At 71.2% G+C, this 12,828-nt stretch carries 10 protein-coding genes; 9 read left to right on the top strand and 1 reads right to left on the bottom strand.

Annotated elements, in window-relative coordinates; all coding sequences use genetic code 11:
* The first annotated feature begins 25 nt into the window (after positions 1–25).
* From ACZ4TO_RS16190 to ACZ4TO_RS16160, 7 genes are all read left to right on the top strand, one after another.
* The gene (locus ACZ4TO_RS16190; RefSeq protein ID WP_468024472.1) at positions 26–1,234 is read left to right on the top strand and encodes an ROK family protein; all 1,209 of its coding nucleotides are present in this window, start codon (positions 26–28) and stop codon (positions 1,232–1,234) included.
* A 489-nt stretch (positions 1,235–1,723) separates the two neighbouring features.
* Positions 1,724–3,208, top strand: coding sequence for an APC family permease (locus ACZ4TO_RS16185; RefSeq protein WP_385039807.1), 1,485 nt, complete (start codon positions 1,724–1,726; stop codon positions 3,206–3,208).
* Positions 3,205–4,218, top strand: a complete 1,014-nt coding sequence (locus tag ACZ4TO_RS16180) for an acetamidase/formamidase family protein (protein ID WP_468024471.1) — start codon at positions 3,205–3,207, stop codon at positions 4,216–4,218. Before ACZ4TO_RS16185 ends, ACZ4TO_RS16180 begins: the two co-directional genes overlap by 4 nt.
* 145 nt (positions 4,219–4,363) lie before the next feature.
* A complete protein-coding gene (locus tag ACZ4TO_RS16175) occupies positions 4,364–4,966 on the top strand; it encodes an N-acetylmuramoyl-L-alanine amidase (RefSeq protein ID WP_385039813.1) in 603 nt (200 codons plus the stop codon).
* Between the two features lie 109 nt (positions 4,967–5,075).
* On the top strand, positions 5,076–6,413 hold the full coding sequence (locus tag ACZ4TO_RS16170; protein WP_468024470.1) for a winged helix-turn-helix domain-containing protein: 1,338 nt from the start codon (positions 5,076–5,078) through the stop codon (positions 6,411–6,413).
* 174 nt (positions 6,414–6,587) lie between these two features.
* Positions 6,588–8,111 (top strand): acetaldehyde dehydrogenase ExaC, encoded by a 1,524-nt coding sequence (gene exaC, locus ACZ4TO_RS16165; protein WP_468024469.1) that lies wholly within the window; start codon positions 6,588–6,590, stop codon positions 8,109–8,111.
* Positions 8,112–8,243: 132 nt separating this feature from the next.
* Positions 8,244–9,467, top strand: a complete 1,224-nt coding sequence (locus tag ACZ4TO_RS16160) for a metallophosphoesterase (protein ID WP_385040508.1) — start codon at positions 8,244–8,246, stop codon at positions 9,465–9,467.
* A 10-nt stretch (positions 9,468–9,477) separates the two neighbouring features.
* Here ACZ4TO_RS16160 and ACZ4TO_RS16155 read toward each other — a convergent pair whose 3' ends face one another.
* Positions 9,478–10,176: a hypothetical protein gene (locus ACZ4TO_RS16155; protein ID WP_468024468.1), complete on the bottom strand. Its 699-nt coding sequence runs from the start codon at positions 10,174–10,176 to the stop codon at positions 9,478–9,480.
* A gap of 306 nt (positions 10,177–10,482) precedes the next feature.
* On the opposite strand from ACZ4TO_RS16155, the gene ACZ4TO_RS16150 reads away from it, so the two are divergent.
* Entirely contained in the window at positions 10,483–11,565 is a 1,083-nt protein-coding gene (locus tag ACZ4TO_RS16150) for a lipid II:glycine glycyltransferase FemX (RefSeq protein ID WP_468024467.1), read from the top strand.
* Between the two features lie 163 nt (positions 11,566–11,728).
* A complete protein-coding gene (locus ACZ4TO_RS16145; RefSeq protein WP_468024466.1) occupies positions 11,729–12,811 on the top strand; it encodes a GNAT family N-acetyltransferase in 1,083 nt (360 codons plus the stop codon).
* Positions 12,812–12,828 lie beyond the last annotated feature (17 nt).

The following is a 12,828-nucleotide window of genomic DNA, read 5'->3' as shown; positions in this document are numbered from 1 at the left end:
CGGCCGGACGAGGACTGACGGAAGCATGACCGCACCGCTGCACGAGGCCCATCCGACCGGTCCCGGCCGGCGACTGCCCGACACCCAGCAGGGCATGCGCCGCCGCAACCTCGCCCGGGTGATGCACACCGTCGGTGACGAGGGACCGCTGTCGCGTGCCGCCGTCGCCTCCCACATCGGTCTGACCCGGGCGGCCGTCTCCACCCTGGTGGACGAGCTGATCCGCACGGGGCTGCTCGAGGAGCTGGGGCCCGAGCGTCCCGGCCGAGTGGGACGTCCGGGTTCGGCGCTCGCGGTCAGCGGACACGGCCCCGCCGGGATCGGCGCCGAGGTGGGCGTCGACCATCTCGCGGTGTGCGCGGTCGATCTCCGCGGCACCGTGCGGGCCCGTGCCGTTCGGCACGGCACGAACCGCGGCCGGGCGGCCGGTCCCGTGCTCCAGGAACTGACGGCACTGATACGCCAGGTCGTCGCCGAGGCCGACCGGGAAGGGCTGTGGCCGGCCGGCCTCGCCGTCGCCGTCCCCGGACTCGTGGCCCGTGACGCCCGGACCGTGGTCCGGGCGCCGAACCTCGACTGGCACGACACGGACCTCGGTGAGCTGCTGCCCGCCGAGTGGCCCTTGACCGTGGGCAACGAGGCGAACTTCGGCGCGCTCGCGGAGCTCTGGCTCGGCGAGGCGACCCCGCGTGACTTCCTCCACGTGTCCGCGGAGATCGGCATCGGTGCCGCGGTGCTCGTGGACGGGCAGCTCTTGCGCGGGACCCGTGGTTTCGCGGGCGAGTTGGGGCACGTTCCGGTGCGCCCGGAGGGGCCGGAGTGCCCGTGCGGCGGTCGCGGATGCCTCGAACAGTACGCGGGCGAGGAGGCCGTGCTGCGGGCCGCCGGTCTCGAACCGGGTGAGGACCGGGTCGGGCTGCTGTCCCGGCGTGCCACCGACGGCGATCCGGACGTACGTCGTGCCCTGCGCGACGCCGGCACCGCGCTCGGCATCGCCCTGACCGGGGCGGTCAACCTCCTGGACCCGGAGACGGTCGTGCTCGGCGGGGCCCTCGCCGGGCTGGCGCCCTGGCTGCTCCCCGCACTGGAGGACGAGCTGGCGCGACGCACGGCGGGGCCCGCCTGCCCGGTGTCCGTCTCCCGCCTGGGGTCCGAGGGGCCGCTGCTCGGTGCGGCGCATTCGGTGGTGCGCGCGGTGCTCGACGATCCGGCGGCGGTGGCGGGGCGGTCGTAGGGGGCGGTCGCAGGCGGGGGCGGTCGTGGGGGGGGCGGACGGTCGTGGGGGGGCCGGTCGGCGGCGGGCCGCTCGGTGAAGGCCGGTTGCAGCCGGGGGTTGCCGACGTGCCGTTTGCGGGGGCGGTCGTGGAGGGCCGGTTGCGGGATGCGGTTGGAGAGGGAACCTCACCGGGGCGTCTGGGCCGCACCGGCTTGTCGTGGGCGGAACCCCTACCGAACCTCGAGCACGACGGGCCGACGGGCCGACGGGCCGACGGGCCGACGGGCCGACGGGCCGACGGGCCGACGGGCCGACGGGCGAGGTGAACGCGGCCGGCTCGGCCGAGGAGCTTCCCCCTTGTGGGTGATCGCGTTGTCCACATTCGGCGGTCCGTCCACGGACTCGCGCCAGGCCCTTCCTGCCCAACCGGCAAGCGCCGTACCGTAATTCACGCGAGGCGCAGCCGTCATGCCGAGGGCTGTGTTCCGGTCGGATCGGGGGATTCTGATGTCGGAGGAGGCGGTTCCGGGTCTGCGGCGTGAGGCGATCGGCCTGCGCGAGGTCCTGTTCCAGAGCATCACCGCGATGGCACCGGCCGCGGCGGTCGCCGCGTCCATCCCGTCGGGAGCCGCGTTCGCGGGCGGCAGTCTGCCGCTGTCCGTTCTCATCGCCCTGGTGGCCTGTCTGTTCACCGCGTCGTGCGTGGCCGAGCTGGCGCGCGAGATGCCCGCCGCGGGATCGGTGGCCACCTACACGGCGCGAGGGTTACACCCGTCCCTCGGATTCCTCGTGGGCTGGGGGTACGTGTTCGTCGAGGCCCTGGTGCCGCCCCTGCTCCTCCTGCAGCTCGGGTTCACCACGGCCGGCACGCTGCACCAGGAATGGTCCTCGTATCCCGGCGACCTCTGGTGGCCCTGGTCGCTCGCGGGCGCGGCGGTCATCGCCGTCGCCGGCTATCTGGGAGTGCGCGCCTCGGCCCGCTTCGGAACCGTCCTCGGCGTCTTCGAGGTGCTGGTCTTCCTCGTCTTCGCGGTGTGGCTGATCGCCAAGGCCGGCGGCGACAACACCCTGTCGGTGTTCGGGACGTCCCACACCGCCAAGGGCTACGACGGGATAAGCGGCGTGTTCGCGGGGTCGGTGTACACGGTGCTCGCCTTCGCCGGGTTCGAGGCGGCGGCCCCGCTCGCGGAGGAGACCAAGGACCCGCGCCGCACGATGCACCGGGCCGTCCTCGGCGCGGCGCTGGCCATCGGTCTCGTCTACGTCCTGACGACGTACGCCATGTCGGTGTACTTCGGCCCCGACCGGTTCGCGGGATTCGGAGCCTCCGGCGCCGCCTCGTGGGAAGGGGTGGCTCGCGCCTCGTTCGGGCTGTTCTGGGTGCTCGTGTTCCTCGCGGTGGTCAACTCGACGATCGCCAACGCCAACGCGTGCGCCACCGTCTCCACGCGGACGGCCTTCGCGCTGGCCCGGATCCGCGTCTTTCCCGCGCTCTTCGCGCGCGTGCACCCGAGGCACCGCTCCCCCGTGGCCGGGGTGGCCGTGCAGTGTGTCGTGAGCGTGGCGGTCATGCTGGGGCTCGGGCTCGCGTACGACCCGGTGACCGCGTTCCTGCTTCTCGCGACCGTGATCGTCACCGTGGTGATCGGCGTGTACATCGTGGTCAATCTCGCCTGCGCGAGCTACTTCCTGCGCCGCAGACGCGAGTTGCTCAAACCGGTGCGGCACCTCGTGTTCCCGCTTCTCGGCATCATCGCCTTCGTTCCCGCCCTGCTGACGGCCGCCGGCCTGCCGGTCTTCGACTTCGTGACCGAGCTGACCCCACCCGTGTCGTACGCCGGACCCGTCGTGGGTGTCTGGATGTCGGCCGGTGTCGTGATATTGATCTTCCTGCTGCGCCGCCACCCCGGGCGCATAGCCGAGACCGCCCGTGTCCACCTCGACGAGACCTCGACCACCGCCCCTTCGCAGAGCGGAGTTGTGCAGTCATGAGCGACCCCCGGATCCTGACCGTGCGCCCCACGCCGGACGAGTTCGCCTGGACGTTCGGCGGAGCGCCCCCGGTGGCACGCATCGCGCCGGGCACGGTGCTCGATCTCTACACCGAGGACTGCTTCGCCGGACGGGTGCGCTCCGAGAAGGACTTGGTCTCCGAGGTGTGCGAGTTCCCGTTCCTCAATCCGCAGACCGGTCCCTTCCATGTCGAGGGGGCGGAGCCGGGTGACACGGTCGCGGTCCACTTCGTGTCGATCGAGCCGGCCCGTGACTGGGCGGCGTCCACGACCGTGCCCCTGTTCGGCGCCCTGACCTCCACGCACACCACCGCCTCGCTTCAGCCACCGCTGCCGGAGACCGTGTGGATCTGGCAGCTCGACCGGGAGCGGCGGACCGCACTGTTCAGTGCGCGGGACAGTGGCATCCAGGTCGAACTGCCGATGGATCCGATGCACGGCACCGTGGGCGTGGCGCCCGCGAACCTGGAGGTGCGCTCCGCCCTGGTGCCCGACACCCACGGCGGGAACATGGACACGCCGGAGATGCGCGCCGGGGTGACCTGCTACCTCGGGGTCAACGTCGAAGGCGCCCTGCTCAGCCTCGGCGACGGGCACGCTCGCCAGGGTGAGGGCGAGACCTGCGGCGTCGCGGTCGAATGCGCGATGAACACGGTGGTGATCGTCGAGCTGCTCAAGGGAGTCGCCACCCCCTGGCCGCGTATCGAGTCCGACACCCACATCATCTCGACCGGCTCGGCCCGCCCGTTGGAGGACGCCTTCCGGATATCCCAGCTCGACCTCGTGCAGTGGCTGGTGCGCGACTACGGGTTCAGCGAGCTGGACGCGTACCAGTTCGCGACGCAGACGGTCGAGTCTCCCCTCGCGAACGTATGCGACACCAACTACACGTGCGTCGCCAAGCTGCGCAAGGAATGGCTGCCCGCGCGGGAGACCCATCGAGGACTGCACGCCCGACTGCGGGAGACGGCCGCGGCCCTCCGCCACTGATGCGCGTGCTCCACGCGCGACAGAGAGCGAGCCGGCACTCCGCCCCTTCCGGCAGCCGCGTCGACCGCCCGGCTCCGGCCTGCGTGACCACGGCCCACCCCACCCCCCCACCCCCCACCCCCCACCGACGAAAGGCCAACTCTCCATGGAACGAGCACGGCCGTTCCCCAGCCGGCGGCGGCTGCTCAAGGGCGCGGCCCTCGCGGCCCTTCCCTACGCGCTGCTCCCCGACGTCAAGGCGACGGCGCAGCCGGCGGCGGCCGTCGACTATCCGGACGCCGAGTGGAATCCGGCCACGAGCTCCAACTACACGGCTTCCGACCGCCCCTACAGCTACGACCTCGACTACGTGATCATCCACGTCACCCAGGCCACGTACACCACGACCCTGTCGATCTTCCAGAACCCGCAGAAGAAGGTGTCGGCCCACTACCTGGTCCGCTCGGCCGACGGCCACATCGCCCAGTGCGTGAGAGAGCGGGACGTCGCCTGGCACGCGGGCAACTGGGACTACAACACCAGAAGCATCGGTATCGAGCACGAGGGCTGGGTGGACCGGCCCGCCTACTTCACCGACGCGCTCTACGAGGAGTCGGCCAAGCTCACCGCCACGATCTGCGACCAGTACGGGATCCCCAAGGACCGCGCCCACATCCTCGGTCACTACGAGGTTCCGGGCACCGATCACACGGATCCCGGGCCGAACTGGGACTGGACGCGGTACATCCGGCTCGTCAACTTCGCCTGACCAGGGACGGTCTCGCGGCGCATCGGGCGGGACCGAGTGAGCATGCCGCGGGACACCGAGCGGAAGGAGAGCGTCACACGGGTTGTCCAAGCCCGCACCGGGAGTGACGATGGGACCCAGTCGCATCGCCTTCCTGGAGGCCGAGTTGACCGATCCTTGGGTGGCCCTGGAACCGGGCGCCGATCCCGCCGAGCGGGTTCGGCTGATGCGTCGCGCGTACGAGTCGTTCACCGAGGCGGGCACGGTGCCGCGGCCGGTGCGTGCCGTGGTCGCCGATTCGTGGCGGCGTTCGGCGCGGGCGGGCGTCGCTCCGGAGGGCACCGCGAGGGTGGAACTCACGGACGGAGAGCTCGGTTCGTACCGGGCGGAGCATCCGCTCGCGCGGGTGATGCCGTTGTTCCGGGAGCTCATGGGGACGTTCGCCGCGGACGGGGAGCATCTGCTGGCGGTGTGCGACGTGCAGGGCCGGCTTCTGTGGGTCGAGGGCCATCCCGGGACGCGGCGGCAGGCCGGGCGGATGAACTTCGTACCGGGCGCGCGATGGTCGGAGGCCGCGGTCGGGACGAACGCGCCGGGTACGGCGGTCGCCGTCGACCGTCCGGTACAGGTGTTCGCGGCCGAACACTTCATCCGGCGGGTGCAGCCCTGGACCTGCGCGGCGGCACCCGTGCACGATCCCCGCACCGGGCGGGTGCTCGGCGCGGTGGACATAACCGGCGGGGACGGGCTCGCGCATCCGCACAGCCTCGGCTTCGTACAGGCGGTGGCGCGGGCCGCCGAGGCCCATCTGGCGCTGCTCGCGCCGCCGCAGGCCCTGGCCGACTCCCTCGAACTGACCGCGCTGGGGCGCGACGAGGCCCAACTCGTCGCGGACGGAAGGAAGATCAGGCTCAGCCGCAGGCACAGCGAGATCCTGGTGCTGCTGGCCCGGCATCCGGAGGGGCTGACGGGCGACGAGTTGCAGTGCGCGCTGTACGAGGACGAGTCGGTGACTCCGGTGACCCTGCGGGCCGAGCTGGCGCGGCTGCGCAGGATCCTCGGTCCCGGACTGCTGAGTTCTCGGCCCTACCGGCTCACCAGGCCGGTCGAGTCCGATGTGGCGGTGGTGGAGCGGCGGCTCGGCAGCGGCTCGGTGACGGCGGCCGCGGCGGTCTACGCCGGGCCCCTGCTGCCGGGTTCGACGGCACCGGCGGTGACGCGGCTGCGGCGGCGCCTCGCGGACGGGCTGCGTACGGCGATCATCGCCCGGCGTGATCCCGACCTGCTGGCCGACTGGGCCCGTGCGCCCTGGGGCGAGGACGATCTCGACGTCTGGCGGGCGTTGTCGGCGCTGCGCCCGGGTCCGGCCGTCCACGCCCGCGTGGCGGAGCTGGAGTCCGAACAGGCGGCGCCGGCCGGCTGGGCGCACGCCGCGCGCGACGGCCGGACGCGCCCGCGGTCGCACTGAATCCGGATTCCGGCTTCCGGGTCTTGGCCCTGAACCTGACCGCCCCTGGCTCCTGACCCCTGGCCCCTAGCCCCTGGCCCCTGACCCCCGCAACGTCGTTGCAACGTCCCGGTTTCTAGCCTCGCGGCGAGAGCTGCCCAACGGCGGGCGGCGCTTCTCCGGGAGGCAACCAGCATGACCCGTTACGCGGCGCCCGGCACCGAGGGCGCGATCGTCTCCTACCAGGCGCGTTACGACCACTTCATCGGCGGGGAGTACGTCGCGCCGGCTCGCGGGCAGTACTTCGAGAACCCGAGCCCGTTGAACGGGCAGCCGTTCACCGAGGTCGCGCGAGGTACCGCGGAGGACGTGGAACACGCACTGGACGCGGCACACGCGGCGGCACCCGCCTGGGGGCGCACCTCCGTGACCGCGCGCGCCGACGTCCTGCTCAAGATCGCCGACCGTATGGAGGCGAACCTGGAGAAGCTGGCGGTCGCCGAGACCTGGGAGAACGGCAAGCCGGTCCGCGAGACGCTGGCGGCCGACATCCCGCTCGCGATCGACCACTTCCGCTATTTCGCGGGGGCCATCCGGGCTCAGGAGGGCGCGCTCAGCGAGGTCGACGACGACACCGTCGCGTACCACTTCCACGAGCCGCTGGGCGTGGTCGCGCAGATCATCCCGTGGAACTTCCCCATCCTGATGGCGGTGTGGAAGCTGGCCCCGGCACTCGCGGCGGGCAACGCGGTGGTCATCAAGCCGGCCGAGCAGACACCGGCGTCCATCCACTACCTGATGAGCCTGATCTCGGACCTGATCCCGCCGGGTGTGGTGAACATCGTCAACGGCTTCGGCGTGGAGGCGGGCAAGCCGCTGGCCTCCAGCGCGCGGGTGGCGAAGGTCGCGTTCACGGGTGAGACCACCACGGGGCGGCTGATCATGCAGTACGCCTCGGAGAACATCAAGCCGGTGACGCTGGAGCTGGGCGGCAAGTCGCCGAACATCTTCTTCGACGACGTGTGGGCGCAGAACGACGACTTCCGCGACAAGGCGCTCGAAGGCTTCACGATGTTCGCGCTCAACCAGGGCGAGGTGTGCACCTGCCCCTCGCGCGCTCTCGTCCAGCGCGGGCACTACCGCGAGTTCATGGAGGCGGCGGTCGCCCGCACCGAGCTCATCAAGCCCGGGAACCCGCTCGACACGGACACGATGATCGGCGCCCAGGCGTCCAACGACCAGTTGGAGAAGATCCTCTCCTACCTGGACATCGGCCGGCAGGAGGGCGCCAAGGTACTCACCGGCGGTGAACGCATCGAGCACGACGGCGAGTTGAAGGGCGGGTACTACGTCCAGCCGACGATCTTCGAGGGTGACAACCGGATGCGGATCTTCCAGGAGGAGATCTTCGGCCCGGTCGTCTCGGTGACGTCGTTCGACGACTTCGACGACGCCATCAAGATCGCGAACGACACGTTGTACGGGCTCGGCGCCGGTGTGTGGACGCGGGACATCAACACCGCCTACCGCGCGGGCCGTTCCATCCAGGCCGGCCGTGTCTGGACGAACTGCTACCACGCGTATCCGGCACACGCCGCGTTCGGCGGATACAAGCAGTCCGGCATCGGCCGCGAGAACCACAAGATGATGCTGGAGCACTACCAGCAGACGAAGAACCTGCTGGTGTCCTACTCGCCGAAGAAGCTGGGCTTCTTCTAGAGCCCCAAGCCGGGTGCCCGGAGGCCTCGTCGGCCTCCGAGCACCCGGCGACGCCCGTGAACGCCCCCTCCGGCCTGCCGAGGACGACCAGATACAGTGCGCGGGATGGCAGCCTGGTCAGAGAGGGGCAGCGTGACCGACACCAGCGACACCCGACCCGCCGACGGTGCGGCGCAAGCGCCGCGGCAGAGCCGACTGCACCGTCTGATGCGCTACATCCCGCTGATCGCCCCCGTCCTGTTGTGGGCCGTGCCCTGCTGGGTGCTCCTGTACACCGGCCAGCACTGGCCGCTGCCCGTCACCCTGGTCGGCACCGGCCTGTTCGTCCTCGGTCTCGTCGGTATGCCGCTCGCGATGGTGCGCGGCCACGGCCGGCGTCAGCAGGACCGGTTGGCGATCGTCGGTGACACGCTGCTGGGCACGAGCTGGGTCCTGTTCACCTGGTCCGTCCTGCTCGGCATCCTGCTGCGGCTCGTGCTGACCGTGGCCGGCGTCGGTGAGAGCCAGGACCGGGCCCGCGTCGTCACGTGGGCCGTGCTCGGCGTCGCCGCCGTACTGCTCGCCTGGGGATACACCGAGGCCCGCCGCGTGCCACGGGTGCGCCGCCTCGACGTACAACTCCCGCGGCTGGGAGCGGGTTTGGACGGCACGCGCGTCGTCCTCATCACCGACACCCACTACGGCCCGCTCGATCGTGCCGACTGGTCGGCGCGGGTGTGCGAGACGGTGAACACGCTGGAAGCCGACCTGGTCTGCCACACCGGTGACATCGCGGACGGCACGGCCGAACGCCGCCGCGCCCAGGCCGTCCCGCTCGGAACCGTGCGGGCCTCCCGGGCCCGTGTCTACGTGACCGGGAACCACGAGTACTACAGCGAGGCACAGGGCTGGGTCGACCTGATGGACGAGCTGGGCTGGGAGCCGCTGCGCAACCGCCATCTGCTGCTCGAACGCGGCGGCGACACCCTCGTGGTCGCCGGCGTGGACGACGTCACGGCCGAATCCTCGGGCCTGGAAGGCCACCGCGCCCACCTGGACGGCGCTCTGACCGGCGCCGACCCCGACCTGCCCGTCCTGCTCCTGGCGCACCAGCCCAAGTTCGTCGACCGGGCGGCGGCGGCCGGTGTCGACCTCCAGCTCTCCGGCCACACCCACGGCGGCCAGATCTGGCCCTTCCACCACCTGGTCCGCATCGACCAGCCCACCGTCGCCGGCCTGAGCCACCACGGCGCCCGCACCTTCCTCTACACCAGCCGCGGCACCGGCTTCTGGGGTCCGCCGTTCCGTGTCTTCGCCCCCAGCGAGATCACCCTGCTCGTGCTTCGCTCCCCGCAGCCGTCCGCCGCACCGCGGTAGCACGCTCCCTCTACGCGTCGGGCGTCTCCCGGATCACCGCGAAGAGCGCGCGGTCCGTGGGGAGGCCCGCGGCGTCGAAGGCACGGTGCCGGCCGAGGTGTTCGACCCGCCCGCCAGCGCAGGTCTTCAGCAGATACTCCGTGAGCCACACGTCGGGCGTCGGCACCATGCGGGGCAACCCGAACGACGCGGGCATCTCGTCCTCGCCGCTGTCGAAGAACATCACCTTGCCGGTCCGGTCCCAGAGCCCCCGCAACAGGTCGGTGGCGGCGTCGAAGCCCAGCCCGCGCACCAGGTGGTGCCAGACGGACAGCAGCAGGGTGCAGTCGGTCGACGGCAGAAGACCGAGCGTGTCGGGGCGCAGCTCGAGGTCCATCACCGCCACGTTGTCCAGTCCGTTGCGCCGCACGGCGGTCATGGCCGTGCGGACGCACTTCGGATCCGACTCCAGCGCGACGGAAGGTATCCCGCGCTGCGCGAGCTTGATCGGGAAGTAGCCGACGTTCGCACCCACGTCCAGCGCGCTGCGCACCCGGAGCCGCTCGACGACCGGCTCCATCGCCGTCCACCGCGAACCGGTGCCGACGGATCGCTTCGCCCTGCGCACGGGGACGCCCGGGACCGGCTGGTAGATGCCGTCGGGCAGCGCGTCGAGCTTCAGGCGGACCAGATCGATCGTGTTGTCGAGTGTGCGACGCGCGTCGCTCATGAACCGGAGCGAGGGGAAACGCTGATGGAGGCGCACCATGCGCGTGGAGGTCTGAGTTCCGGCAATTCCGTCCACGGAAACCTCTGTCGAGTGGCGGTATACAGGTCGCTGTAGCAGGTCGCTCGTATCACCGTTCCACTGCCGATCATATCTTCTGACCTGGTCTTCCGCACTTGCTCGGCGCCCTTCCGGGGGCCGCGTGGCCGGGGCGCCGAGCGAAGATGCGGCCTGATCGCCGACAGAGCACCCTGGAATGAATGAGGGTTCACAACGCCTGCCGTGTGCGACGCGTAAGGAAGTAGCGTCATGCGTTTTACGGGCCAGCGGACCTCGTCGGCCCGTGACCGTCTCGCCGTGACGAGTCCGGCGCCCCGGGACGAGTGGCAGCGTCTGGTCGACCGGAGCGACGAGGCGCTGATCACCCAGACCCCGGGCTGGTCGGACTGCATCTGCGCGACCGATGCCTACGAGGATGCCAGTCGCCTCTACGAGTTCGACGGTTCCGGCGCCGTCGTCGTGCCGTTGGTCCGGCGACGCGGCTGGCCCGCCCGTCTGATCGCCCAGGACGCCTGGCCCTCCGAGTGGGGTATCGGAGGTCCGCTCGCCGCCGGGGCTCCCGACCCGAAGCAAGTCCGCGCCGTCTTCGAGGATCTGGCCCGCCTTCGTGCAAATCGCGTGTCCCTGCGGTTCGGGCCGGACGTCGACCCCGCGTGGCTGTCGGCGGTTCCGTCCGACTTCACCACCTTGCCGCACACGACGTACATCCTGGATCTCGACGGCGGCTTCGACGACGTGTGGAGGCGGAAGTTCAAGCCTCCGGTCCGAACCGCCGTACGCAAGGGTGAGAAGGCGGGCGTCGATGTGGAGGTCGACCGCACCGGACGTCTGGTGCCGGCGTTCTACGCGCTCTACCAGCACTCGATCGCCCGTTGGGCGGAGCAGCAGAACGAGCCACTGGCACTCGCCCGGTGGCGCAGGCAGCGGATCGACCCGCTGCGCAAGTTCCAGACCGTCGCCGAGACGTTCGCCGACTCCTGCGCCGTGTGGCTGGCCACCTACCAGGGTCAGCCCGCGGCGGCGATGATGGTGCTCCGCCACGGTCCGCACGCGAAGTACTGGCGGGCGGGCATGGTCAAGGAGCTGGCTCAGCCGAGTCGTGCCCCCACGCTGCTGCACAAGCTCGCCATCGAGGACGCCTGCGCGGCTGGTTGCCGCTTCTACCACATGGGCGACTCGGTTCCGGATTCCTCCGTCAGCATCTTCAAGGAACGGCTCGGCGCCCGCGGTCACCCGTCGTTCGGCTACCGCAGGGAAGTGCTTCCGCTGACGTCGATCGACCAGCTCTGGCGGAGTGCGGCGAAGCGTCTCATCGGCTTCAAGGACGAGTGAGACCCGCGCCGCCCGACCCGCGCCGCACCGAGATGCCCGGCCCCGGCGCCCCGCCTAGCATCGGACGTGTGGCACGTGGGTCCTCGGTCCGCGAGCGTCGTCCTCGCGGGGCCCTTGTGCCCGGCGGGAGAGACCCGTGAACGCACCTGCTCGGGAGAGGCCCGTGAACGCATCTGCTGAGCTCCTGATCGACACCGTGGCCGGTCCCGCCCGCGTCACCACGCCGGCTCCCCGTGACGTCTGGTGGGAGCTGGCGGGCAAGGACCTCGACACCAACCCGAGTCAGACCCCGCTGTGGCTGGACTGCCTGTGCGCGACGGGGCCGTACCGGGACGCGAGCCGCCTCTACGAGTTCGAGCGCGGCCACCGGCTCGTACTCCCCCTCGTGGGCAGAGCGCGTCGCCCGGGGATCCTGGGCTCCGCGGAGTCCTGGCCGGCCCAGTGGGGCATCGGAGGGCCGGTGTGCCCGGAGCGGGTGAGTCCGGCGGAGGCGCGGGCGGTCTTCGCCGATCTCGCCGGCCTGCGCGCGCTCCGCGTCGGTGTGCGGTTGCGGCCGGCGGACCAGGACCTGTGGTCGGACGCCGCCTCCGGCTTCCTTCCCGAGCCCCACATGACACAGATGGTGGATCTCGAAGGCGGCTTCGACACCGTGTGGGAGCGACGTTTCAGACGCCACCGGCGACGGGAGGTCCGCCATGCAGAGCGCTCGGAGGTCGAGGTCGAGGTCGATCGCACCGGCCGGCTCGTGCCCGCGTTCTACCACCTGTACCGGAAGTCGATCGTGCGCTGGGCCGAACAGCAGCACGAGCCTCCGGCGTTGGCCCGCTGGCGCAGGACGCGGGAGTTCCCCGAGCGGCGGCTGGCGGAGGTGGCCGCCCGGTTCGGTGACGACTGCGCGATCTGGGTGGCCTGGAGCGCCGGAGAGCCCGCCGCCGCGTGTGTCGTCCTGCGCCACGGTGGTCACGCCAAACTGTGGCGCAGCGCCATGGACCGGGAGCTGGCGCATCCGGTCCACGCCGTTCCCCTGCTGTACCGGCTGGCGATCGAGGACGCGTGCGCGTCGGCCTGCCGGACGTTCGACATGGGCGAGTCCGCGCCGGACTCCTCCCTCGCGACGTTCAAGGCGGGGTTCGGAGCGGAGAGTTTCTCCTCCCCGCGTTACCTCCGGGAACGGCTTCCGGTGTCGGCGGCCGAACGCAGGCTGCGGACGGCCGTCAAACGGGTGATCCGCTTCCGGGACCCCTGACGCTCCGCCGGGTCCCG

This window comes from Streptomyces sp. NPDC028298 (assembly GCF_055565895.1).
The sequence above is the reverse complement of the archived record's forward strand: the minus strand, read 5'-3'. Positions and strand labels throughout refer to the sequence as shown.